Here is a 23578-nt window from a genome sequence, read left to right on the forward strand (position 1 = left end):
GCCATGACCCGCCTGCCTACCCTCTTCCTCGGACACGGCAATCCGATGAATGCGCTGCACGACAACCCCTGGACGCAAGCCTGGGCGGCGCTCGGCCAGCGGCTGCCGCGGCCGCGCGGGGTGTTGTCGGTATCGGCGCACTGGTACGTGCCCGAAACCGCGGTGACCGCGATGGCCGCACCGCGCACGATCCACGATTTTGGCGGCTTTCCGCGCGAGCTTTTCGAGGTGCAGTACCCGGCGCCGGGCGACCCCGACCTGGCGCGCCGGGTGGCCGAACTGCTGCAGCCGCTGGAGGTACGCGCCGATCTTTCGTGGGGCCTGGATCACGGCAGCTGGTCGGTATTGCGGCATGTATTCCCCGCGGCCGACATACCGGTGGTGCAGCTGTCCATCGACGAGTCGCAGCCGCCGGCGTTCCACTATGGCCTGGGCCAGCTGCTGCGGCCGCTACGCGACGAAGGCATCTTGCTGGTTGGTAGCGGCGACGTGGTGCACAACCTGCACGCCTATGCCTGGGGGCGGCACCCGGTCGAACCCTTCGACTGGGCACTGCGCTTCGAGGCGCTGGCGCGCGAGCTGATGCAGCGGGGCGAGCACCAGCCGCTGCTGGACTATGAATCGCTCGGCCGCGATGCCGAGCTGTCGGTGCCGACGCCGGACCACTTCCTGCCGCTGCTGTACGTGCTGGGTGCCAGCGCTCCGGGTGAGCCGGTGTCTTTCCCTGTCGAGGGTATGGACGGCGGCTCGATCTCGATGCTGAGCGTGCAGTTCGGCTGAGCGTGCCGGCCACGGTAAGGCCCTGCGACAAATCGCCCACGCTCCCGCCCGCTCCGCGCATGACTTGAATCAAGAGCGCCCCCTGCCCCGCCCCCGACCATGCGCGCGTCCTCAAGGGAGACGCGTAAATGAGTACCACCCGAAAACTCTGGCTGGGGCTGGCGGCTTTGCTGCTGGCCTCGTTCGCCGTCCTGTTATGGGTCGGCAAGGAAGTCCATCAGCAGGCGCCACCGCTGCCTTCGGCCGTGGTCACCACGGACGGCCATACGCTCTATACGCGTGCCGACATCGAGCAGGGGCGGCAGGTGTGGCAGAGCATCGGTGGCCAGCAGCTGGGTTCCATCTGGGGCCACGGTGCGCTGGTGGCGCCGGACTGGAGCGCCGACTGGTTGCATCGTGAGGCGACCACGATGCTGGAGCTGCTTGCGCGCGACGAAGGCGCCGCCTCGTTCGCCTCGCTCGATGCCGGCCGCCAGGCCGCGCTGAAGGCGCGCGTGCAGTCCGAAGAACGCACCAACACCTACAACGCGGCCAACGGCACGATCACCGTCACGCCGCTGCGCGCTCACGCGATGGAAGCGGTCGCGCTGCACTACGACAGCCTGTTCAGCAACGACCCGGCCACGCACAAGCTGCGCGAGGGGTATGCGATGCGCGAGAACACCATCGCCGAGATGGAACACCGCCGCGTCGTCACCGCCTTCTTCTTTTGGACAAGCTGGGCCGCCGCGGCCGAGCGCCCCGGGCACAGCGTCAGCTACACGCAGAACTGGCCGTTCGATCCGCTGGTGGGCAACCGGCCCAGCGGCAGCAACTTCATGTGGTCGATCTTCAGCGTGCTGTTCGTGATCCTCGGGGTCGGCCTGCTCGGCTGGTACCACGCGGTGCAGAGCCACAAGGAACAGCCCGCCGTGCCGCCGGCACGCGATCCGCTGGCCGACTTCAAGCCCACGCCCTCGATGAAGGCCACCGCCAAGTACTTCTGGACGGTGATGGGCCTGTTCCTGACCCAGATCCTGCTAGGCGCCACCACCGCGCACTACCAGGTCGAGGGCCAGCAGGCGTACGGTTTCGCACTGGCCAACATCCTGCCCTATGCGCTGACGCGCACCTGGCACACGGAGCTGGCCGTGCTGTGGATCGCCACTGCGTGGTTGGCCACGGGCCTATACATCGCGCCGCTGATCGGCGGCCATGAGCCGAAGTTCCAGCGCCTGGGCGTCAACTTCCTGTGGGTGTGCCTGATCCTGATCGTGGTTGGTTCGTTCGCCGGCCAGTGGTTCGCGGTGATGGACAAGATGGGCCTGAAGTACAACTTCTGGTTTGGCCACCAGGGTTGGGAATACACCGACCTGGGCCGCTTCTGGCAAATCTTCCTGTTCATCGGCTTGATGCTCTGGCTGTTCCTGGTCGGCCGTGCGCTATGGCCGGCGATCAAGCGCCGCGACGAGACCTCCAACATCGTGGGCCTGTTGTTCCTTTCCACCGTCGCGATCGGCCTGCTCTACGGCGCCGGCCTGATGTGGGGCGAGCACACCCACATCGCGATGGTCGAGTACTGGCGCTGGTGGGTGGTGCACCTGTGGGTGGAAGGCTTCTTCGAAGTGTTCGCCACCGCCGTGATCAGCTACCTGTTCGTCCGGCTGGGCCTGCTGCGCGCGCACAGCGCCTCGGTCAACGTGCTGTTCGCCACCATCGTGTTCATGGCCGGCGGCGTGCTTGGCACGCTGCACCACCTGTACTTCACCGGCACCACCACCGCGGTCATCGCCCTGGGCGCGAGCTTCTCGGCGCTGGAAGTGGTGCCCCTGGCGCTGATCGGCCTGGAGGCGTACGACAACTGGAAGAAGCAGCACGCGGCCGACTGGATGGCCCGCTACCGCTGGCCGATCACTTTCTTCGTGGCAGTGAGCTTCTGGAACCTGATCGGTGCCGGCCTGTTCGGCTTCCTGGTCAACACCCCGATCGCGCTGTACTACATGCAGGGCCTGAACCTGACGGCCACGCACGGCCACACCGCGCTGATGGGCGTGTACGGCATGCTCGGTCTGGGCCTGATGCTGTTCTGCCTGCGCGGCATCAAGCCGCAGGCGCAATGGCGCGAAGGCTGGCTGAAGGGCGCGTTCTGGTCGCTCAACATCGGCCTGACCATGATGGCCGCGCTGACCCTGCTGCCGCTGGGCATCCTGCAGCTCTCCGCGGTGCTCGACAACGGCTACTGGTTCGCCCGTTCCGAGCACTTCATGGACCGTCCACTGATCCACCTGCTGGTGTGGATGCGCGTGCCGGGCGACACCCTGTTCGCTGTGGGTGCGCTGCTGCTGGGCGTGTTCGTCGCCTCGTTGTGGCTGCGCGGCAAACGCGAGCCTGCAGCGGTACCCCTGCCACAGGCGGTGAGTGAGAACGCTTGACCGACATCAGGGCGCGCCGCGAGGCGCGCCCTGATTCTCTCCTGCAGGAACACACCCGCGCGCGACCGGCTCCGTGGTCGCTCACCGGCTGTGCTCCTACACCACCACGTGACTGCCATGTTCGAGTTCTATCCACAGATCAAGGCCGTGCACATCGCCTGCGTCCTGCTCAGCGGTGCGCTGTTCGCGCTGCGGGGCGTGCTGGTGCAGGTCGGCCACGCCGGCGCCGCACAGTGGGCGCCGCTGCGCTATCTCAGCTACACCATCGATACCACGCTGCTCACCGCCGCGCTGATGCTGCTCACCATCCTGCCCGGCGCGTACTTCGCCAACGGCTGGCTGACGGTGAAGCTGGTGCTGGTGGTGGCTTACGTCGTGCTCGGCAGCCTCGCGCTCAAGCGAGCGCGTACGGCCGGGGCGCGGCGAATCTTCCTGGCCGCCGCGGTGGCGGTATATGTCTTCATCCTGGGGATCGCACGCATGCACCACCCCATGGGCTGGCTGCACGGGTGGCTCGCATGAGCGCCGCCTTCGACCTGCCGCCTGAATCGCTGCGCGACCACACGCTCGATGCCTGCTTCCTTGGCCCCTACGGCGAGAACGACACGCTGCTGGAAAAGCTGCTGGTCGAGTTCCTGCGCGACCACGTCTACTGGCGGCGCAACTTCCACCCGGAGGACCCGCCGGCGATCGCCACCTCGGCCGCGCGCCATCCCGATTACCTCGCGTTCGAGTCGCGCATGCGCCGCGAGCTGCACCAGCTCTCGGCGGCGCTGAAGAAGTCGGTGCCGTTCCACAGCCCCCGCTACATCGGCCACATGGCTTCGGACCTGCTGCTGCCGGGGCTGGCCGCGCAGATGCTCACGCTGCCCTACAACCCCAACAACGTCAGCGAGGATGCCGCGCCGGTCACCGTCGACCTGGAGGTGCAGGCCGGCCTGCAACTGGCGCGCATGCTCGGCTACCCGCACGACCCCGCGCGACCGGACTGCGCTTTTGGCCACCTCACTTCCGGCGGCACCGTCGCCAACTACCAGGCGCTGCGCCTGGCGCTGGCATTGAAGGCCTTCCCCGTCGCATTGCGCGCCGCGCAGGTGCCCGATCTCGCCTTGCCCGAGGACGACTGGAGCGCCTTCAACCTTTCCCCGGCCGCGTCGATCGCGCTGCTGGAACAGTGGCAACGCTGGCTGGCCGCGCTCGCGCCGCCGGTGCGCGCGCAATGGCGCGCCTGGGTGGAAGCCGAGCGCATCGAGCAGCGTGGCCTGGCCGGCTTCTTCGCCGCGCATCCGCAATTGCGCGTGCCACGCGTGCTGGCGCCGATCACCGCGCACTACTCCTGGAGCAAGGGTGTCAAGCTGCTGGGGCTGGGCCGCGAGAACCTCGAACTGCTGCCCACCCGCGACATGCGCCTGGATGCCGACGCTCTGGCCGAGCGACTGCAGCGCCTCGCCCGGGCGCGCGAGCCGGTGCTGCTGTGCGTGGCCGTGTTGGGTGGCACCGAGTACGGCACGATCGATCCGGTGCACGAGGTATTGAAGGCACGCGAGGCCAGCCGCCCCCAGGGGCTGGATTTTGCCGTGCACGTCGATGCCGCCTGGGGCGGTTACCTAGCCACCGTGTTCCGCCACGAGGACGGCAGCCTGCGTCCACGCGAGGAAGTGGCCGCCGACTACGCGCATTTCCCGACGCCCGACGTACACGCCGCGTTCGCCGCGCTGGGCGACACCGATTCGGTGACCGTCGATCCGCACAAGCTCGGCTACCTGCCTTACGGGTCGGGCGCCTTCGTCTGCCGCGACCACCGCGCCATGGCGTTGCTGGCCGAGCGCGCCGACTACGTCTTCCACGGCGCCACGCCGGCCGACTACCTCGCCCGCTACCGCAGCCTCGGCCAGTACATCCCCGAAGGCTCCAAGCCGGGCGCCGCCGCGGCCGCGGTCTACTTCACGCACAAGGTGCTGCCGCTGGACCACGCCCACTTCGGCCGCCTGCCGCGCGCCACCCTGCAGGCGGCCGAGGCCTTTCACGCCCGGGCACGGCAATGCGCGGACGAGCTGGCCGGGCGCGTGCACGTGCTGGTGCCCTTCGCGCCGGACAGCAACCTGGTTTGCCTGGCGATCAACCTGCACGGCAACCGCGACGCGGCGACCGCCAATGCCTTCGTGCGGGCGCTGCACGACGAGCTGCGATGCGACGTGCACCAGCCGCTGCAGGTGAAGGAGTTCTTCGGCTCGGTCACCAGCCTGCGTCCGGACGTGCTCGGCCAGGCGCAGACGCGGCGCATCCTGGACGCGCTGGGCCTGGACCCGCACACGTTCGACGGCGGCGAAGACCACCTGCTGATCCTGCGCCACACGCTGATGAACCCGTACCTGATCGACCACGAAAACGGCATCAGCTACATCGACCGCTACTTCGACCACCTGGCCCGGCGCCTGCGCGCGCTTGCCGCCACGCATCGCTGACACCGCCATGGACCGTCCCATTCCCCTTCAACCGCACCGCACCGGCCACGACCGCACCTGGGTACACGACGCCCTCGCCGCACTCGCGCAGGAAGCGGCGCGCTCGGCCGACACGCACCTGCTCAAGCTCGCGCTGCCCGGCTTCCCCGGCATCGACTTCTATTTCAAGGACGAGGCGGCCCATCCCAGCGGCAGCTTGAAACACCGCCTGGCCCGCTCGCTTTATCTCTATGCGCTGTGCAACGGCCGGCTGCATGAAGGCCAGCACGTCGTCGACGCATCCTCCGGCAGTACCGCGATTTCCGAAGCATGGTTCGCGCGGATGCTCGGCCTGTCCTTCACCGCGGTGATGCCCGCCTGTACCGCGCCGCGCAAGATCCGCGACGTGCAGGCACTCGGCGGCCGCTGCGACCTGGTCGAAGACCCCGCGCAAGTGCACGCCCGCGCCGCCGGACACGCCTCCCGCGGCGCCTGTCACCTGGATCAGTTCGGCCTGGCCGAGCGCGCCACCGACTGGCGCGGCAACAACAACATCGCCGAATCGATCATCCAGCAGATGGCGCGCGAGTCGCAGCCGACGCCGGCATGGATCGTCTGCGGCGCCGGCACGGGAGGGACCTCCGCCACCATCGGCCGCTACCTGCGCTACCGCCGCCTGGACACACGGCTGTGCGTCGCCGAGCCTTCCGGCAGCGGTTTCGTGCAGGGCTGGCGCACGCGTGATCGCCGGGCCGTGGCCAAACGGCCGACGGTGATCGAGGGTATCGGGCGCCCGCGGGTGGAGTCGGGCTTTCTGTTCGAAGTGGTCGACCACGTGATCGAAGTCCCCGACCCCGTCTCGATCGCCGCAGCGTGGATGCTGGAAGACCTGCTCGGGCGGCGCTACGGCGGTTCGTCGGGCACCAACCTGGTCGCCTGCCTGCAACTGGCGGCGACGATGCGTGCACGGGGCGAGCGCGGCAGCATCGTCAGCCTGCTGTGCGACCCCGGCGAACGCTACGCCGAAACCCTGTTCGACCCGGCCTGGCTGGCGGCACGCGGTGTAGACATCGCGCCGGCGCGAGCCGTGCTGGAGCGCTGCATAGCGACGGGCACGTGGACGCCGCCTGCTTTCCCTTTGGCAGGCTGAGGCAAGCCTTCCCCCACCCGCCCTTCGGGCACCTTCCCCCGCGCGCGGGGGAAGGACCAGTGCGTGCGTCTTGCGATCGTCCGAACCACCCGGCAACTCCCCAAGTGATCCTTCCCCCGCGCGCAGGGGAAGGATCAGGTGTGAGCCGCCGACAGGTGGATGAGGCGCTTGTGCTGCACGCCCCGTCTGACCCGCGTCAAGGCAACGCGCAAGGCAGCTTGGGAGCCTAGCCCGACCTCCACGCGACTATCCCTCCATGAGCCACCACGACCTGCGCTCCTTCCTCGCCCAGCTCGAACGCCAGCAGCAGCTCGCCCGTCTGCAGGCGCCGGTCGACCCGCACCTGGAAACCACCGCCCTGTGCCATCGCGCCCTGCGCGAAGGCGGCCCGGCGCTGCTGATGGAACACCCGGTCGGCTCCGACCACGCCTTCCTGGGCAACCTGTTCGGCCACCGCCGGCGCATCGAACTGGCGCTCGCCGGGAGGCCGATCGCCAGCCTGCGCGAACTGGGCCAGTTGCTCGCCTCGATCAAGGAGCCGCGCTGGCCGGCCAACCTGCGCCAGGCACTCGCAACCTGGCCGGAGTTGGCGCAACTGGCGCACGTTGCGCCGCGCCATGTCGACGAGGCGGCCTTCCTGCATGAAACGGTCGAGGGCGACGACATCGACCTCGCCCGCCTGCCGATCCAGCACTGCTGGCCGGGCGACGCGGGGCGCCTGGTCACGCTCGGCCTGGTGGTCACCCGCGGCACCGCCAAGCGCCGCCAGAACGTGGCGATCTACCGCCAGCAAGTGATCGGCCGCAACCGGATCATCATGCGCTGGCTGCCGCATCGCGGCGGCGCGCTTGACTACGCCGACTGGCGCCTCGACCGCCCGCGCGAACCCTTCCCCGTGCTGGTCGCCATCGGCGCCGACCCCGCCACCCTGCTGGCCGCCGTGGCGCCGGTGCCGGACACGCTCTCCGAATACGAATTCGCCGGCCTGCTGCGCGCCGAACGCACGCGTCTGTGGCGCAGCGAACTGACCGGCCTGGACGCGCCCGCCGGCGCCGAGATCCTGCTCGAGGGTTTCATCCATCCGGACGACAGCGCGCTGGAGGGACCGTTCGGCGACCACACCGGCTACTACAACGCGCAGGACCGTTTCCCGGTGCTCACCATCGAGCGCATGCGCCTGCGCCAGGGCGCGATCTACCACGGCAGCTACATGGGCCGCGCACCGTTCGACGAGCCCTCGGTGCTGGCGATGGCACTGAACGAAGTGTTCGTGCCGATCCTGCAGAAGGTGTTCCCCGAGATCGTCGACTTCCACCTGCCGCCGGAAGCCTGCTCCTACCGCGTCGCCGTGGTCGCCATCCGCAAGCAGTACGCCGGCCACGCACGGCGCGTGATGATGGGCGTGTGGTCCTACCTTCGCCAGTTCACCTACACCAAGTTCGTGATCGTGGTGGATGCTGACGTCGACGTGCGCGACTGGTCGCAGGTGATCTGGGCCATCGCCACGCGGGTGGATCCGGCGCGCGACACGATGCTGGTGGAGAACACGCCGATCGACTACCTGGACTTCGCCAGCCCGGTCGCCGGCATGGGCTCCAAGCTGGGCATCGACGCGACCAACAAGTGGCCGGGCGAAACGAGTCGCGCCTGGGGCATGCCGATCGCGCCGGATGCGGCGGTGGAAGCACGCGTAGAAGCCCTGTGGAGCAGTTTGGCGAACAGGCCGACCGTACGACCTGTCCATCGTTGCGAGAGCTGAGTCCGGCTACCGGCGCGGTATGACGGCGGGAGTTTCCCGCAAGGCTTCCCCCATCCGCCCTTCGGGCACCTTCCCCCACAGGCGGGGGAAGGATCGGGCGTGGGCCTTTAGCGGGCGTGCGGACTCACCTGGCGACCCACCGAGTGATCCTTCCCCGTTCACGGGGAAGGTGCCGACAGGCGGATGGGGGTGGACGGAGCGCGCGGCTGGCTGTCTTCGCGCTCCGCTTGGAATGGAGGTTGGCCGCAAGGCTTCCCCCATCCGCCCTTCGGGCACCTTCCCCCGCAGGCGGGGGAAGGATCGGGCGTGGGCGTTTAGCGGGTGCGGGGACTCACTTGGAGATCCACCAAGTGAGCCTTCCCCCGTTTACGGGGGAAGGTGCCGACAGGCGGATGGGGGTGGACGGAGCACGCGGCTGGCTTCCCCCATCCGCCCTTTAGGCACCTTCCCCCGTAAACGGGGGAAGGATCAGTGGGGCGCTTCTAGCGTTGCTCGACGAACGATGCGTCAGTGCGTGTGGACTACCGGCGCGGTCCAGTCCGGATCATCGAAATACCGCGGATAGTCCGTCACCGCGTCGCGCATGGCCTGCACCTGCGCCATGTCCTGCGGATCGGCCTTGAGCTTCTGCGCGGCGCCGAGCAAGGGCACCAGCATCCCGTGCAGCACGGCGTCCTGCTCCGGCGCGAGCTTGCACTTGGCGAAGATGTCGGCGGCCGCCTGTTCGATCAGGCCGACGCGATCGAGCGCCATGGTCGCGTCCATGTGACCCATTTCGTAGTGACGCAGCTCCTCCAGCGCAGTGTGGATACGGCCCATGCCATCGCGCAGCGCGGCGTCCGCCGCCCAGCGCTGGGCGGGCGGAGGCACCGGCTGGGTGACGTGCGCGTGCGCGGCGTGGTCGTGCTGGGCGCGGGTGGCGCCCGGCGCCACCGCGAGGACGGCGAGCAGCACGACGGACAGCTTCATCGGGGACATGGGCCTGGGCTCCTGCAAGCGGCGGATGTGCCGCGTTGGCTGAAATGGTAGCCAGCGCTGTCGGCTGCGCATTGATCCGCGACAAACTGATCCACGTCAACGCCGAGCCCGCTTGCGGCGACCACGATGCGCGCACTTCCACTGTTACCGAGGTGCGCATGCAACTGGTCTGTCCCGCCGGCAACCTGCCGGCCCTGCAGGCGGCGATCGCGGCGGGTGCCGACGCGGTCTACGTGGGCCTGCGCGACCAAACCAACGCGCGCGCCTTCCCCGGCCTCAACTTCTCCGATGCCGAGCTGCATCAGGGCATCGCCCACGCCCACGCGCATGGCCGCAAGGTTTACCTGGCGCTCAATACCTACCCGGACAGCGCGCGCCTCGGGCAGTGGCATGCGGCGGTGGACAAGGCCGCGGCACTCGGCTGCGACGCGATCATCGCGGCCGAACTGGCGGTGCTGGACTACGCTTCGCGCACGCACCCGGCGATGGCGCGGCACCTTTCCGTGCAGGGCTCGGCGACCACCGCGCCGGCACTGCGCTACATGCACGAGCGCTTCGGCATCAGCCGCGCGGTGCTGCCGCGCGTGCTCTCGATCCAGCAGGTCGAGCGACTGTGCGAGACCAGCCCGGTGCCGCTGGAGGTATTCGCCTTCGGCAGCCTGTGCATCATGGTCGAGGGACGCTGCCAGCTCTCCAGCTACGTCACCGGCGCCTCGCCGAATCGCCACGGCGTGTGCTCGCCGGCGAAGTACGTGCGCTGGGACGAACACGACGACGGCCGACGCAGCGTGCGCCTCAACGACGTGCTGATCGACAGGTTCGAGCCGTCCGAACCGGCCGGGTACCCGACCGTCTGCAAAGGCCGCTTCGACGTGCGCGGCGAAACGTTCCACGCACTGGAAGAACCGACCAGCCTCAACACGCTCGAGCTGCTTCCGCGCCTGGCGAAGGCCGGTGTCGCCGCGTTGAAGATCGAAGGCCGCCAGCGCGGCGTGGCCTATGTCACCGCCGTCACCCGTACCTGGCGCGATGCGTTGGAGCGCTACCGCGCCGCGCCCGACACCTGGACGACGCAGCCCGCGTGGCAATCGGCGCTGACCCGGCACGCCGAAGGCCACCAGACCACCCTCGGCCCCTACCACCGCCGCTGGCACTGAGGCAGGAACCGCGCATGAAACTCAGCCTCGGACCACTGCAGTACTTCTGGCCGCGCGAGCGCACACTGGCCTTCTATCGCGAGGCGGTGCAGTGGCCGGTCGACGTCATCTACCTGGGCGAGACGGTGTGCAGCAAGCGCCGCGAGCTGTCCACCCGCGACTGGATCGAGCTGGCCGCCGAACTGGCCCGGAGCGGCAAGCAGGTCGTGCTCTCCTCGCTCGCGCTGATCGAGGCCGAGTCGGAGCTGGGCGTCGTCAAGCGCCTGGTCGCCGAAGGCAACGGTTGGATCGAGGCCAACGACCTCTCCGCCGTGCAGCTGTGCCGCGAACGCGGCGTGCCCTTCGTCGCCGGACCCACGCTCAACGTCTACAACCACCGCGCGCTGAAGCTGCTGATCGATGATGGCCTGCGCCGCTGGGTGCCGGGCGTCGAGCAGGGCCACACACTGATCAGGGAACTGCGCGAGGCGATGCTCGCCGAAGGCGAGGCGATGCCGGAGCTGGAGGTGATCGCCTTCGGCCGCCTGCCGCTCTCCTTTTCCGCCCGCTGCTTCACCGCCCGCGCGCTGGACGTACCCAAGGACCAGTGCGGCTTCCGCTGCATCGACTACCCCGACGGGCTGCCGCTGGCGACCCGCGAAGGCAAACCGTTCCTGCGCATCAACGGCATCCAGATCCAGGGCGAGGAGATCACCGACCTGGGACCGGAGCTGCCGATGCTGCGCGAACTGGGCGTGGACGTGCTGCGGCTCTATCCCCAGGCCGAGGGGATGGCCGAGGTGGTGGCGCACTTCCACCTGGCACGGCGTTCCCCGCAAGCGCCGCCGCGGATCGGGGTACGCAACGGGTACTGGCATGGAGAACCGGGGATGTAAGTGGCCGGGTAGCGCCCGCTCCGGATGCGCCCATCCGCCTGCCGGCACCTTCCCCCGCGTAGCGGGGGAAGGCTCAGTGGGATGCATCGCGCGAAGCGGTTCTTCCCACGTTGCAGCGAAAGGCTCCACGGGCACATCGCGCAAGGCTGTTCCTTCCCCCGCGCGCGGGGGAAGGTGCCCGAAGGGCGGATGGGGGAAGCCTTGCCGGAGCTACACCCTGGCAAACACCAGGCTCGCGTTGGTACCACCAAACCCGAAGCTGTTCGACATCACCGTCGCCAACCGCGCCGGGCGGGTGTCGCGCAGGATCGGAAAGCCTTCGGCGCGCTCATCGAGCGAGTCGATATTCGCCGAGCCGGCCACGAAGCCGCCGCGCATCATCAGCAGGCTGTAGATCGCCTCGTGCACGCTGGCCGCACCGAGCGAGTGGCCGGTCAGCGCCTTGGTCGAGGACAGCGGCGGCATGGCATCGCCGAACACCTCGCGCACGGCGTTGAGCTCGATGATGTCGCCCAGCGGCGTGGCGGTGCCGTGGGTGTTGAGGTAGTCGACCGGACGCTCGACGCTGGCCAGGGCCATCTGCATGCAGCGCACCGCGCCCTCCCCGCTCGGCGCGACCATGTCGGCCCCGTCGGAGGTCACGCCGTAGCCGACCAGCTCGGCGTGGATGTGCGCGCCGCGCGCGCGGGCGTGCTCGTAGTCCTCCAGTACCAGCATGCCGCCGCCCCCGGCGATGACGAAGCCGTCGCGGACGGCGTCATAGGGACGCGAGGCGGCGGTCGGCATGTCGTTGCAGCGGCTGGAGAGCGCGCCCATCGCGTCGAACTGCGCGGTCATGCCCCAGTGTTCCTCCTCGCCACCGCCGGCGAACACCACGTCCTGCGCGCCGTGGCGGATCAGGTCGGCCGCCGTGCCGATGCAGTGCGCGGACGTGGCGCACGCGGCGGCGAGCGAATAGCTCAGGCCCAGGATGCCGAACGCGGTGGCCAGCGTGGCGGAGACGGTCGAACACATCGTGCGCGGCACCATGTACGGGCCGACCCGGCGCACACCCTTCTCGCGCAGCAGGTCCGCGGTTTCGATCTGCCAGTGCGCGGAGCCGCCACCCGAGCCGGCGACCACGCCGGTGCGGGGGTGGCTGACCTGCTCTTGCGTCAGGCCCGCGTCGGCGATGGCCGAGCGCATCGAGACGTAGGCGTAGGCCGCCGCGTCGCCCATGAAGCGGCGCAGCTTGCGGTCGATCGCCGCCTCCAGGTCGATGTGCGGCACGCCGGCGACCTGGCTGCGCAGGCCGCGGGTGGCGTAGTCGGGCATCGCGCGGATGCCGCTCTTCATGTCGCGCAGGGCGCGCGCGACGGTGTCCGCCACATTGCCCAGGCAGGAGACGATGCCCATGCCGGTGACCACGACACGGCGCATCAGAAGTTCTCCGTCGACTGGAACAGGCCCACGCGCATGTCGGTGGCCACGTAGATCAGGCGGTCGTCGACGAAGGTCTTGCCGTCGCTCACCACCAGGTTGAGCTTGCCGCGCATCACGCGGCGGACATCGATCTCGTAGCGCACGAGCTTCGCGCTCGGCAGCACCTGGCCGGTGAATTTCACCTGCCCCACGCCCAGCGCACGCCCGCGCCCGGGTTCGCCCAGCCACGGCAGGAAGAAGCCGGAGAGCTGCCACATCGCATCGAGGCCGAGGCAGCCGGGCATCACCGGATCGCCGGCGAAGTGGCAGCCGAAGAACCACAGCTGCGGATGGATGTCGAGCTCCGCGCGCAGCACGCCCTTGCCATGGGCGCCACCGTGGTCGTCGACGTGCGTGATGCGGTCGAACATGAGCATCGGCGGCGATGGCAGGCGCGCGTTGCCGGGGCCGAACAGTTCGCCGCGGGCGCAGGCAAGCAGCTGGTCGCGGTCGAACGAGGAAGGACGTGTCATGGGGAGTTCTTCAGTGGAGGTGCGGGCAGTCTGGTCAGCGGCCTGCGCGGTGGCCTTGATTCGGGTCAAGCGGGTGTGGGGTGTGCGGATTGGCCGCATGAGGGTGCGGTGTACGGCGCAGTGCCCCCGTCCGCCCTTCGGGCACCTTCCCCCGTGGAACGAGGGAAGGCTCAGGTTCGAGATGCCGCGGGGTCGACTGATCCTTCCTGCGTATCGCGATGCCGCGTTTGTGATCCTTCCCCCGCTTGCGGGGGAAGGTGCCCGCAGGGCGGAAGGGGGAAGCCTTGCCGGACCGCTATGCCGCCAGCGCATCCCGCCGGCAATGCGCGCCAAGGCTCTCCGTCCGCCGCAGCGCCGCCAGCAACAGCGCCTCGGCCAGACGCGTCTGCCAGCCGTGCCAGAGACCGCACTGGCGCAGCGCCTCACGCAACGTGGCGGCATCGCGCTGTGGCCCGGCGGCGGACCACATGAGTTGGCGCAACATCGCCAGCGTGCCGGAATCCAGCGACGGCCCACGCTCGATCCAGCGCATTGCGCCCTGCCCGCGCGCTGCCCATGGCAGGGTCGCCAATCGCGCGCCCAGTTGCCGTCCGCAGGCCACGCCTTCGAGCAGCGAGTTGCTGGCGAGCCGGTTGGCGCCGTGCACGCCGTTGCAGGCCACCTCTCCCACCGCATGCAGGCCGGGCACGGCAGTGTCGCCATCGAGGTCGATGGAAAGCCCGCCCATATGGAAATGCGCGGCGGGCGTCACCGGGATCGGTGCTTTGCGCGGATCGATGCCGTGTTCCAGGCAGGCGGCGAGCACGGTCGGAAAGCGATACGGCCAATCGGTGACGGTGGTGGCATCGAGCCAGACACCGCCTTCCTGGCACGCTTGCCACACACGACGGGCCACTACGTCGCGCGGCGCGAGATCGCCCAGCGGATGCACGCCGTCCATCACTGGATGGCCACGGGCGTCGCGCAACCGCGCACCGGCACCACGCAGTGCTTCGGTGACCAGCGGCAGGCTCTGCCGGTGCGGCAGGTCGAGCGCGGTCGGGTGGAACTGCACGAACTCCAGGTCGCGCGCCGCGGCGCCGGCGGCCAGGCCGAGGGCGAGGCCCGCGCCATCGGCACCAGGCGGGTTGCTGGTGCGTGCGAACAGGCTGCCGATACCGCCGGTGGCAAGCACCACGCGGGCGGCGTCATGGATTTCCTCGCGACCGCGTTCGTCGCGCGTGCGCAGGCCGACCACGCGGCCGTCCCGCCACAGCAAGGCCTCGACGTCCACGCCTCCCCGCCACTGGATGTGCGACGCGCGTTGCGCCTGCGCGCGCAGCGCCTGCACCATCGCCGCGCCGGTGGCGTCGCCGCCGGCATGCACGATGCGCGGCACGCCATGGCCGCCTTCGCGACCGAGCCGCAGGGCGCCGTCTTCCTCACGATCGAACGCCACGCCCTGCGCGACGAGCCAGGCTACGGTGCGCGGTGCCTCGTCGGTGAGCCAGCGCACGGCGGTCGCGTCGTTGTGGTGGGCGCCGGCGACCAGGGTGTCGCGCGCATGCGCCGCGGGATGATCAGCCGGATCGATGGCCGCCGCGATGCCGCCCTGGGCCAGTGCACTGGCGCTGCCTACGCCATCGTGCGTGCGGCACAGCAGGCGCACCGGCCGTGGTGCGGCGGCGAGCGCGGTGGCAAGGCCCGCGACACCCGCACCGACGATCAGCACCGGCGCGTCGGCGCGCATCACACGGTCTCGCGCCGGCCCACGGCCAGCATGCGTTCCAGCGCGCGGCGGGCACGTGCGGCCATGTCGCTGGGCACCTCGACCGCGTGCTTCATGTCGCGAAGCGCCGCGTGGATGTTGGGCAGCGTGATGCGCTGCATGTGTGGGCAAAGATTGCAGGGCTTGATGAACTGCGTTGCCGGGAAGCGCGTGCGCAGGTTGTCGGCCATCGAGCATTCGGTGATCAGCGCGACGCGCTCGGGCTTTTCGCGCTCCAGCCAGCGGCCCATCGCGCTGGTCGATCCGACGAAATCGGCCTCGGCCAGCACCTCGGGCGGGCATTCGGGATGCGCCACCAGCTTGGCATCGAAGCGCTCGCGCGCATGGCGCGCTTCCTGCGCGGTGAATTTCTCGTGCACCTCGCACTGGCCGTGCCAGAGGATCAACTGGACGTCCGTCTGCGTGGCAACGTGGCTGCCCAGGTAACGGTCAGGCAGGAAGATCACCCGCTCGCTGCCCATCGCCTCGACCACCTGCACCGCGTTGGCCGAGGTGCAGCAGGCGTCGGACTCGGCCTTCACCGCGGCCGAGGTGTTGACGTAGCTGACCACCGGCACGCCCGGATGCTGCGCGCGCAGGGCGCGCACGTCCTCGGCGGTGATCGAGGCGGCGAGCGAGCAGCCCGCTTCCAGGTCGGGAATCAGCACGGTCTTGTGCGGCGCCAGGATCTTCGCGCTCTCGGCCATGAAGTGGACGCCGCACAGCACGATCAGGTCCGACTCGCAGCCGGCTGCCGCCTGCGCCAGCGCCAGCGAGTCGCCGGTGATGTCGGCCACGCCATGGAAGATCTCCGGCGACTGGTAACTGTGCGCCATGATCACCGCGCCACGCTCGCGCTTGAGCGCGTTGATCGCGTCGACCCACGGCAGGTGCATCGGCAGTTCCAGGCAGGGAACCAGTGGCTCCAGCCGCTGCATCAGCTCGGCGTACTCGTGCTCCAGTCCGTCGCGCCAGGCGGGCGCGGTGGCAGTGGTTCGCGGGGACATGGCGATCCTTGTGGGGGTCAGGCGTGGTGCGCGTCGCGCGCCGCACGGGCAAGACGGGCGCCGCGGTTGAGCGCGATGCGCAGGCCTAGCGGCACCGATTCCCACGGCAGGCGATCGAGCAGGTTGCGGGCGGTGAGGCCGAGCTCCGTGTCACCGGTGAGCACCAGCGTGCGCTGGAAGAACAGCGTGTCGGCATCCTCCAGGCGGCTGGCGAGCAGCAGCAGGTCGGTGGCGCTGCCGCGCACGCTGGCCTCAGGGGTGTCGTCGATCACCACCAGGCGCCCTTCGCACAGGGTCAGCACCCAACGCAATTTGAGGTCGGTGACTTCGATGCCGAGCCGGCGGCCGGCCATGAAGTCGAGCGCGTGTTCGGCCAGCGGCGCGGCGAGCACGCGCGCCATCGCGCGTTCAAGCAGTGCGTGCTGCCAGCGCGCCGGAACCACGCGCAGCAAGGGGGCAAGGTGTCGCGGCGGCGGCAGCAGGCGCAGCATCGGCGCGGCGCGGGCAAGGTCGAGGTTCATGCCATCGAGGATGACCGGCGCACCGTCGGGCCCGCTCTGATCCAGGTCAACCGCCAGGCCCTGCTGCGTGCAGGCATCGCCGATGGCCAGGTCCAGCAGCCGCGTCGCGGTAGCTGACGGCACGCCCAGGCGTTGGGCCATGGCCTGGGCGCGTTGCCGGACGGCGTGCTCGCGTTGTGGATCGCGCGATGGGATGCCGGCGCGTGGCTTGAGTCGCGCCACCACGCCGACCAGTCGGCGGCGCGCCGCGAGCAGCACCAGCAAGCCGTCGTCCACCCGATCGATCGCCGCACGGGTGCGGGCCACGGCGAAGCGGGACGCCTCCCGTAGGGCGGGCTTCAGCCCGCCCTCCAATGCGTCGCGGATCGAAGGCGGGCTGAACACGTCCTGTCGTCTGCGGCTCACGCGTGCGGCGCCACGCGGCGGAGAAAGGCGCGGCCAGCAAGCAAAGCGCTCGCCAGCGCATGACCGTGGACGCTCCAGGCGACCAGCTGTCCCAGGGCGGCCAGTCGCGCAAGCCACGGCATCGGCCACAACACGGCCGCGACCAGCAACGGAGCGGCGGCGCCATGCGCGAGCAACGCACGGCGCTTGGACGCGTCCGGCAACAGGCGCTGCACGCCGGGCAACTGCACGCCACGCGGCACGCGCCGGCGCAGTGCGATCCAGTCGACGAACGGCACGATCTCCAACGCCATGCCGCCGACCAGCATTGGCAGGCCGACGCCCAGCGCGAGCGCGCCGGCGACCATCCCCTGCCCCGCGGCGAGGGCCAGCGCAGCGAGCACCAGGGCGAGGAGTCCGACGCGCCAATGCAGGAACAGGGCGTTTTGGCGGGCACGCGGCACGCGTCGCTGCAGCCAGAGCGCGCCAAGGGCGAAGCTGGCGCCGGCGGCCGCCATCGCCAAGGGCAGCGTGCGATCGCCTGCGTAACGCAGGTGCGCAACCACCGCCGCGAGCAAACCCGTCGCGACCACCGCAAGCCAGATGGCCTGGACACGCGACGGCACGCTGCCGGCGCCCTGGAACATCGGCATGACCACCCGTGCAACGGTCGCCAGCAACAGCACCATCCAGCCGAGGATGCCGAGGCCTGCGTGCGCATCCACCGCCACCAGCGGCCATGCGATGCGCCTGGCCAGCAACAACGCCAGCCCACTGCCGGCCAGCGCGGCGAGCATGCCGAAGCCGAGGGCGAGGCCGATGCCCGCGCGCAGCAGTCGCTCGCCGGCGATGGCCAACAGGCCGGGAATCGTCATCGTGCCGAGCCAGAGGAAGCTGGCTGGCAACGCCATGGCGGCGGCCAACATCGGCCAGCGCGCCTGCGTGTAGAGCCCGGCCACCAGCAGCAGTACACCGAGGTTGAACAGCGCATGCAACGCCGGCACGCCCTGCCAGCCGCGCAGCTGCGCGCCGACGGCCGCGGGCAGGAACTGCAACAGGCTGCCGAACATCGCGTTGCCGAGTATCCCGAGCGTCCAGACGTGCACCAGCGCGAGCGTGGCCGGATGCCAGCGCGTCAGCAGCGCGGCATCGCCGTCGGCCAGCAACAGCACGGCTCCCGCCACGCCCCAGCACGGCATGGCGAGCAGGAAGCGCAGCGGCAGCGTGGCCGGCGGCGCCTGGTCAAGCCGAAGTTTCGGCATCGTCCGGACGACGGATCTGCACGCGCACGCTGCCATCGGATTGTGGCTCGCCCGGCTCGGCGTCGAAGCCGCGCTGGGCCAGTTCCATGAGCAACGGACGCGGGAGCATCGGCGCGACGATGGTGAGCAGCTCGCCGGGGGCCAGCGCATCGGCGGCGTCCAACGCGTGCTGCATGGGCTGCGGTGGCGGCAGATGACGCAGGTCGAGTTCGATGGGTGGGGTCATGACAGTCATTGGACCGCGCGAGTGACGGGGGATGCGCTGACACAGGTCAACGCAGCCGGCTTTCCATCCTTTGGAGAGGGTCGCTCTTGCGGCCATCTACCTACGAGCTCACGCACTATTGACCTTCCCCGCGAGCCTCGCCCCTCACCCAAACCCTCTCCCCGGAGGGGAGAGGGCTTCAGAGTTGGCTCGCTTGGCTCCTTCCTCACGCGCGAACCGAAGCTTGCGCGCTTTGGCTCCCTCTCCCCTCCGGGGAGAGGGCTGGGGTGAGGGGCCGCTCTTGCGACCATCCACCTGCGAGGCCACGCACTACTGACCTTCCCCGCGAGTCCGGACCCTCACCCAAACCCTCTCCCCGCAGGGGAAAGGGCTTCAGAGCGGCGAGTTCAAGGCAGCAGCTTCAGCGCAACGCCTGCACGCCCTTCCACTCCACCTGCAGCCACAGCTTGGTGTCGTCGCGGCCGAAGCCATTGGCCCGATAGCTGGCGAGCTTGAGCAGGCCATTGATCGCTGCGCTGAAGGCGTAGCCCAGCGAGCCGTTCCACTCACTGCCATAGCGGCCACCGCGGTCGGCACGGTAGTCGTGCCAGGCCAGCGTCCAACCGATGCGGGCCTGCGGGCCGAAGGCACCATTGACCGCGGCATAGCGGTCTTCCAGGCCGCCGGCGGGTGTCACCGCGAACTGGTCGTCCCAGCCGTTGAAGGCGTGCAGCGTGGCCAGCGGGGTCTGCAGAGAATGGCGGCCGTTGCCACCCAGGTGTTCCCAGCCGAGCTTTGTGGTGATGGCATGCACGGTCCACGCGGGTTCGGCCAGCCAGTAGGCGTGCGAGAAATGGCCGGGGTTGTTGGCGTGTTCCGTCTGGTGCGCCGCTTCCAGCGTCCAGCCGAAGCCATCGGCCGCCGGTTTGCCGCTCCAGCGTGCGCCGTAGGTGGCGCTGGACGCCGTGGCGACGTCGCGGTCTTCGTGCAGGTAGGCGTAGCCGCTCCACTGCTGCATGCCGTGTTTGAACGCCGCGTTGAGCAGGTGCGTGTCGAGCTTGCGCTCGCGTGCCGTGGGCAGGATCGCGTCGCGGCCGGCGATGCGATGCACGCGGTCGAGCCAGGCGTAGCGCACGGTCCAGTCGGCGGCGGGTTGCCAGCTCAGCGCCACGGCATCGAAAGTCTGCTCATGCTGGCGCCAGCCCACGTTGCCGACCCAACGCTGGTTGTCGAACAGCAACCGCTGGCGGCCGGCGATGGCACCGAGCCGGTTGCCCTGCCAGGCGAGATAGGCCTGGTTGAGCTCACTGCCTTTCGGATCGGTGATGGCGGGGTATTGCGTGTGACCGTTGGCGCCGCTGTTGTAGTGGCCGCCGGCGGCCGCCACGCCGGCGCCTTCGAGGTAGCCGCTGAAGCCCGCGCCGAACTGGGCGCGCAGGCCTAGCCGCAGCCGCAGGGTGTCGGCTCGCGCGTCGCGGGCGAAGGCGTCGTTGTCGACCTGCTCGTGCCGGGCGCGCGCATCCCACTCCACTTGCAGCGGGGCGGGCGTGTCGGCGGGCCAGGCCGGGGCGCTGGCGAGGGCCAGCAGGCAGGCAGTGGCGAGACGCGTGTGCATGGATGTCGCTCCTTGGGAAATGCGTGCAGTGTCGGCAGCGCGACGGTTGCACGGATTGACGGACGTCAAGCAGGCGGGGCGGTGCGTCAACCCGCCGCGGACGTCTAGGCGTCCATTCGAATCGACCAAAAAAAGAGGCGGCCACGGGGCCACCTCAAGAAGAGCCGGCGAACGTTGTGCCGCCGGCCTTGTCCTGTGGATGCGGCGCCGATCAGTGCTCCGCGGTCGGCGCCGGGGCCGGCTGGGCGCGGACCTTGGCCACCTCGTCCTTGCTCACCTGCCCGCCCGGGTTGCCCCAGCTGTTGAGCACGTAGGTCAGCAGATTCGCCACTTCGTCGTCAGTCAGCTGCGACATCGGCGGCATCACCGAGTCGTACTCCTTGCCGTTGACCGTGACCTTGCCGGTCAGGCCATGGAGCGGGATCGAGATCAGGTGGTTCTTGTCCTGTTTGGCCAGGTAGTCCGACTTGGCCAGTGGCGGGAACACGCCCGGCAGGCCTTCACCGTTGGCCTGGTGGCAGACCGAACAGGTACCGGTGAACAACTGCTTGCCCGCGGCGACCTGGTCTTCCTTGCTCAGCGTGCCGGCGGCACCGGCCTTGGCGGCGGTGGTTACCGCGTGCAGGTTCGGTTCGGCGCGATCACCGAGGTAGACCGAGTCGACCTCCTTGCCCGAGTAGATCGCCTTGTTCTCCGGACCGTCGACCTTGAGGATGCCCATCGCACCCTTGTTGAACGCGCGGAAGATCGAATGATCGACCAGCACGTAGCTGCCGGGCACGTCGGTGTGGAACTCGACGATGGCCGCACCGCCGGCGGGGATCAGCGTGGTCTGCACGTTCTCCTGCGGATGCAGGCCGCCCTCCTGCTGCACGCGGTCGAAGATCTCGCCGATCACGTGGAAGCTGGACACCAGGTTCGGACCGCCGTTGCCGACGAACAGCCGTACCGATTCACCAACCTTCGCGGTCAGCGCCTTGTCGCCGGTCAGCGCGCCTTCGTGGCCGTTGAACAGCACGTAGGTCGGCTTCTCGTCGATGGCCTTGTCCATATCGAACGGCTGGTGGCCCTTCTCGCGGTACTTGCCGGTCGTGTAGAAGTCGCCCTGCATCACGTAGTACTCGTGATCGACCTTCGGCAAACCCTCCGGCGGCTCGACCAGGATCAGCCCGTACATGCCGTTGGCGATGTGCATGCCGACCGGCGCGGTGGCGCAGTGGTAGACGTAGATGCCCTGGTTCAAGGCCTTGAAGCTGAACTGCGACTCGTGCCCCGGCGCGGTGAAGCTGGACGCCGCGCCGCCACCGGGGCCGGTGACGCCATGCAGGTCGATGTTGTGCGGCATCTTGCTGTCGGGCGCGTTCTTCAAATGGAACTCGACGGTGTCGCCCTGGCGCACGCGGATGAAGCTGCCCGGCACGGTGCCGCCGAAGGTCCAGTAGGTGTAGCTGACGCCCTCGGAAATGGACATCTCTTTCTCCACCACTTCCAGCTCGACGATCACCTTGGCCGGATAGTTGCGGTGGATCGGCGGCGGCACGTTCGGCGGGCTGGTGAGCACCGCGTGGATCGGCTCGCCCTGCGGCGGGCCGAAGTCGGTCGGCGCGGACAGCGGCGCGGGGGCTGCGTACGCCGCGGGGCTGGCGGACAGGGCCGCATCGGCGGCCTGCTTTCCGGAGCAGGCGGCGAGGGCCAGCATGCTGGCGGCCGCGAGTACGGTGGACAGCATTCGTGACATGGGGTGTGTCTCCTGTGGTTTCGGCGCCAGCGTAGATTTGGGCCTTCACCCGCGCTTGACTTGCGTCAGGCGCGCCACAGGAAAGCGGGTGGTGCGTCAGCCTGCCACACCGTCCGCTCCCGCCGGGCGCAGCGACCCGGCGGGACGTGGCCAAACGTGCTCAGTCGGCCTCCACCCACAGGCGGTCGATGACGATCGCATCGTCCCGTGGTGCGCCGCCGGCGTCGACGCGCACGAAGCTGAGCGTGAGGGCATCCAGCGGTTCGGGCCAGATGCGTCCCAATACGTCCTGCGCAGGGATGACGATCCGCACCGGCGCGTGCATGGCCGCCATGCCGCCGCCGGCCATCATCCGCGCATGGCGCGCGACGCTGATCTCGAAGGGGCCGAGGGTGCTGAGCAGGTAGGTCTGCTCCGGTTGCGCCAGGCCCGCGGCCGGCAGGTTCAGCAGGATCTTGTAGAAGTAGCCGCCCTGCCCGCCCGCTGCGGTGAGGGCGACGCCGTCGAGCACGATCCGCAGCGCATCGCCCGTCGGCGAGGCCGCCCGCCCGTCGGCCGTGGCCAGGCTGCGCACGCGGTTGCGCCCGTCCGCGGTCAGCGCAATCGACACACGCGTCGACTGCGGCCCCAGCGCCAGCCCGCCTGCGCCGCCCAGCGACGCGCCCTGCGCCGGCAGCGGCACGGCGATGGCCTGCTGGATCGGCGGCAAGGGAGCGGCCGCCGGGTACGACTGGGCCACCGGCAAGGTCGTGTCGTCATAGCGATAGCCGAGGATGTCGGGAGCGTAGGTGTCGACCCGCCTCACTGCCGCCACCGCGGCACCGTAGGAGAACGACCCGGACCAGTAGCTGGCCGTCGTGGCGGGCATGTGCCGTCCATCGCCTGCCTGCACCCAGGCTTCCCACAGGCGATCGAGATTCGCATGGTGCAGCCAGAAGATGGGATCGCGCGGTGACACGGCGATGTTGTCCATGGTGCCGCCGATCAGGTTGTGCACGCCGTTGTGTGGCGCGGTTTCGACCGCCGGCTCGAAGGCGTTGGGCTTGCCCCGCGGGAAGCGGGTCAGGCTGGCGTCGAACGCCCCGAAGGTGCACGCCCCGGAAACGTCCGTACCGGTGCGGTTGCGCAGGTAGAGCGGCGAACTGGGATCACGGAATTCGGCCGGGACGAACGGATGTTCGTAGTAGTTCCAGTAAGGCAACACCAGCGCGCTGTTGCCCGAGGCCTTGCGCAGCTGCGCCTCGAAGCGCGCCAGGAAACCGCGATGCCAGGCGAGGAAATGCGGCTTGCCGTGCGGGCAGAAGGTCGCGTGCACGTTGGTCCAGTAGGCCCAGCTGCCCGGCCTCGTGCTGTTCGTGTTGGCGCGCATTTTTGCGATCGCGCCAAGCAATGCCGGGTACAACGGACCATCGCGAAATTGCGGCCACGAGGGCCGCGTACGCAAGCTGGTCGCGGCCGGGATCTGGCGCGGGAGCGTGGACACCAGCGCCAGCGAAGCCGACGCCTGCAGGAACTGTCTCCGGGTGATCATCATGTCCTCCATTTCGATGCGGGCTCCCGGCGCGGGGGCGCCGAAGCCATCGGTCGCCTCGCGGGTCAGGCGGGCAACAG

The 23578-nt window shown here is 69.5% G+C and carries 19 protein-coding genes; 8 read left to right on the forward strand and 11 right to left on the reverse strand.

Annotation, left to right across the window (positions count from 1 at the left end; translation table 11 throughout):
• Positions 1–3 precede the first annotated feature (3 nt).
• From ygiD to ACFWZ3_RS09080, 6 genes are all read left to right on the forward strand, one after another.
• The gene (gene ygiD / locus ACFWZ3_RS09055; protein ID WP_439707409.1) at positions 4–780 is read left to right on the forward strand and encodes a 4,5-DOPA dioxygenase extradiol; all 777 of its coding nucleotides are present in this window, start codon (positions 4–6) and stop codon (positions 778–780) included.
• A gap of 128 nt (positions 781–908) precedes the next feature.
• Positions 909–3191 carry a nitric-oxide reductase large subunit gene (locus ACFWZ3_RS09060; RefSeq protein ID WP_439707410.1) on the forward strand — a complete coding sequence of 761 codons (2283 nt, stop codon included), beginning with the start codon at positions 909–911 and terminating at the stop codon, positions 3189–3191.
• A 117-nt stretch (positions 3192–3308) separates the two neighbouring features.
• Positions 3309–3713 carry a SirB2 family protein gene (locus tag ACFWZ3_RS09065; RefSeq protein ID WP_439707411.1) on the forward strand — a complete coding sequence of 135 codons (405 nt, stop codon included), beginning with the start codon at positions 3309–3311 and terminating at the stop codon, positions 3711–3713.
• A complete protein-coding gene (locus tag ACFWZ3_RS09070) occupies positions 3710–5656 on the forward strand; it encodes a pyridoxal phosphate-dependent decarboxylase family protein (RefSeq protein ID WP_439707412.1) in 1947 nt (648 codons plus the stop codon). The genes ACFWZ3_RS09065 and ACFWZ3_RS09070 overlap by 4 nt, the downstream gene beginning before the upstream one ends.
• 7 nt (positions 5657–5663) lie before the next feature.
• Positions 5664–6785, forward strand: a complete 1122-nt coding sequence (locus ACFWZ3_RS09075) for a PLP-dependent cysteine synthase family protein (protein WP_439707413.1) — start codon at positions 5664–5666, stop codon at positions 6783–6785.
• Between the two features lie 256 nt (positions 6786–7041).
• Complete coding sequence (locus ACFWZ3_RS09080) at positions 7042–8544, forward strand: UbiD family decarboxylase (RefSeq protein WP_439707414.1); 1503 nt, start codon at positions 7042–7044, stop codon at positions 8542–8544.
• Between the two features lie 507 nt (positions 8545–9051).
• Here the strand turns inward: ACFWZ3_RS09080 and ACFWZ3_RS09085 are convergent.
• A complete protein-coding gene (locus ACFWZ3_RS09085) occupies positions 9052–9522 on the reverse strand; it encodes a DnrO protein (protein WP_439707415.1) in 471 nt (156 codons plus the stop codon).
• A gap of 44 nt (positions 9523–9566) precedes the next feature.
• Here ACFWZ3_RS09085 and ubiU point away from each other — a divergent pair, with 44 nt between their 5' ends.
• Together ubiU and ACFWZ3_RS09095 are read left to right on the forward strand one after the other, a co-directional pair.
• The gene (ubiU, locus tag ACFWZ3_RS09090; protein WP_439707551.1) at positions 9567–10679 is read left to right on the forward strand and encodes a ubiquinone anaerobic biosynthesis protein UbiU; all 1113 of its coding nucleotides are present in this window, start codon (positions 9567–9569) and stop codon (positions 10677–10679) included.
• A gap of 14 nt (positions 10680–10693) precedes the next feature.
• The gene (locus tag ACFWZ3_RS09095) at positions 10694–11554 is read left to right on the forward strand and encodes a U32 family peptidase (protein WP_439707416.1); all 861 of its coding nucleotides are present in this window, start codon (positions 10694–10696) and stop codon (positions 11552–11554) included.
• Between the two features lie 210 nt (positions 11555–11764).
• Here ACFWZ3_RS09095 and fabB read toward each other — a convergent pair whose 3' ends face one another.
• The 10 genes from fabB to ACFWZ3_RS09145 form a co-directional block, all read right to left on the reverse strand.
• Complete coding sequence (gene fabB / locus ACFWZ3_RS09100) at positions 11765–12973, reverse strand: beta-ketoacyl-ACP synthase I (protein ID WP_439707417.1); 1209 nt, start codon at positions 12971–12973, stop codon at positions 11765–11767.
• A complete protein-coding gene (fabA, locus tag ACFWZ3_RS09105; RefSeq protein WP_439707418.1) occupies positions 12973–13488 on the reverse strand; it encodes a 3-hydroxyacyl-[acyl-carrier-protein] dehydratase FabA in 516 nt (171 codons plus the stop codon). Before fabA ends, fabB begins: the two co-directional genes overlap by 1 nt.
• A 295-nt stretch (positions 13489–13783) precedes the next feature.
• On the reverse strand, positions 13784–15217 hold the full coding sequence (locus ACFWZ3_RS09110; protein ID WP_439707419.1) for an L-aspartate oxidase: 1434 nt from the start codon (positions 15215–15217) through the stop codon (positions 13784–13786).
• Positions 15217–16242, reverse strand: coding sequence for a quinolinate synthase NadA (gene nadA / locus ACFWZ3_RS09115; RefSeq protein WP_439707420.1), 1026 nt, complete (start codon positions 16240–16242; stop codon positions 15217–15219). Before nadA ends, ACFWZ3_RS09110 begins: the two co-directional genes overlap by 1 nt.
• 17 nt (positions 16243–16259) lie before the next feature.
• Positions 16260–17168 carry a ubiquinone anaerobic biosynthesis accessory factor UbiT gene (gene ubiT, locus ACFWZ3_RS09120; protein WP_439707421.1) on the reverse strand — a complete coding sequence of 303 codons (909 nt, stop codon included), beginning with the start codon at positions 17166–17168 and terminating at the stop codon, positions 16260–16262.
• Entirely contained in the window at positions 17165–18409 is a 1245-nt protein-coding gene (locus ACFWZ3_RS09125; RefSeq protein ID WP_439707422.1) for a hypothetical protein, read from the reverse strand. The genes ubiT and ACFWZ3_RS09125 overlap by 4 nt, the downstream gene beginning before the upstream one ends.
• Entirely contained in the window at positions 18390–18635 is a 246-nt protein-coding gene (locus ACFWZ3_RS09130; protein WP_439707423.1) for a DUF2249 domain-containing protein, read from the reverse strand. The genes ACFWZ3_RS09125 and ACFWZ3_RS09130 overlap by 20 nt, the downstream gene beginning before the upstream one ends.
• A 400-nt stretch (positions 18636–19035) precedes the next feature.
• Positions 19036–20229 carry an alginate export family protein gene (locus ACFWZ3_RS09135; protein ID WP_439707424.1) on the reverse strand — a complete coding sequence of 398 codons (1194 nt, stop codon included), beginning with the start codon at positions 20227–20229 and terminating at the stop codon, positions 19036–19038.
• Positions 20230–20440: 211 nt separating this feature from the next.
• Complete coding sequence (gene nirK / locus ACFWZ3_RS09140; RefSeq protein ID WP_439707425.1) at positions 20441–21967, reverse strand: copper-containing nitrite reductase; 1527 nt, start codon at positions 21965–21967, stop codon at positions 20441–20443.
• A gap of 160 nt (positions 21968–22127) precedes the next feature.
• On the reverse strand, positions 22128–23498 hold the full coding sequence (locus ACFWZ3_RS09145; protein WP_439707426.1) for a tyrosinase family protein: 1371 nt from the start codon (positions 23496–23498) through the stop codon (positions 22128–22130).
• Positions 23499–23578: the final 80 nt, after the last annotated feature.

The sequence above is a fragment of the Frateuria sp. GZRR35 genome (assembly GCF_051900415.1).
In the GTDB taxonomy this organism is placed as follows: Bacteria; Pseudomonadota; Gammaproteobacteria; order Xanthomonadales; family Rhodanobacteraceae; genus Frateuria_A.

Coding starts and splice junctions, on each gene's coding strand:
- ygiD (WP_439707409.1), top strand. CDS start 4: ATGACCCGCCTGCCTACCCTCTTCCTCGGACACGGCAATCCGATGAAT.
- ACFWZ3_RS09060 (WP_439707410.1), top strand. CDS start 909: ATGAGTACCACCCGAAAACTCTGGCTGGGGCTGGCGGCTTTGCTGCTG.
- ACFWZ3_RS09065 (WP_439707411.1), top strand. CDS start 3,309: ATGTTCGAGTTCTATCCACAGATCAAGGCCGTGCACATCGCCTGCGTC.
- ACFWZ3_RS09070 (WP_439707412.1), top strand. CDS start 3,710: ATGAGCGCCGCCTTCGACCTGCCGCCTGAATCGCTGCGCGACCACACG.
- ACFWZ3_RS09075 (WP_439707413.1), top strand. CDS start 5,664: ATGGACCGTCCCATTCCCCTTCAACCGCACCGCACCGGCCACGACCGC.
- ACFWZ3_RS09080 (WP_439707414.1), top strand. CDS start 7,042: ATGAGCCACCACGACCTGCGCTCCTTCCTCGCCCAGCTCGAACGCCAG.
- ACFWZ3_RS09085 (WP_439707415.1), bottom strand. CDS start 9,522: ATGTCCCCGATGAAGCTGTCCGTCGTGCTGCTCGCCGTCCTCGCGGTG.
- ubiU (WP_439707551.1), top strand. CDS start 9,567: ATGGTAGCCAGCGCTGTCGGCTGCGCATTGATCCGCGACAAACTGATC.
- ACFWZ3_RS09095 (WP_439707416.1), top strand. CDS start 10,694: ATGAAACTCAGCCTCGGACCACTGCAGTACTTCTGGCCGCGCGAGCGC.
- fabB (WP_439707417.1), bottom strand. CDS start 12,973: ATGCGCCGTGTCGTGGTCACCGGCATGGGCATCGTCTCCTGCCTGGGC.
- fabA (WP_439707418.1), bottom strand. CDS start 13,488: ATGACACGTCCTTCCTCGTTCGACCGCGACCAGCTGCTTGCCTGCGCC.
- ACFWZ3_RS09110 (WP_439707419.1), bottom strand. CDS start 15,217: ATGCGCGCCGACGCGCCGGTGCTGATCGTCGGTGCGGGTGTCGCGGGC.
- nadA (WP_439707420.1), bottom strand. CDS start 16,242: ATGTCCCCGCGAACCACTGCCACCGCGCCCGCCTGGCGCGACGGACTG.
- ACFWZ3_RS09125 (WP_439707422.1), bottom strand. CDS start 18,409: ATGCCGAAACTTCGGCTTGACCAGGCGCCGCCGGCCACGCTGCCGCTG.
- ACFWZ3_RS09130 (WP_439707423.1), bottom strand. CDS start 18,635: ATGACCCCACCCATCGAACTCGACCTGCGTCATCTGCCGCCACCGCAG.
- ACFWZ3_RS09135 (WP_439707424.1), bottom strand. CDS start 20,229: ATGCACACGCGTCTCGCCACTGCCTGCCTGCTGGCCCTCGCCAGCGCC.
- nirK (WP_439707425.1), bottom strand. CDS start 21,967: ATGTCACGAATGCTGTCCACCGTACTCGCGGCCGCCAGCATGCTGGCC.
- ACFWZ3_RS09145 (WP_439707426.1), bottom strand. CDS start 23,498: ATGATCACCCGGAGACAGTTCCTGCAGGCGTCGGCTTCGCTGGCGCTG.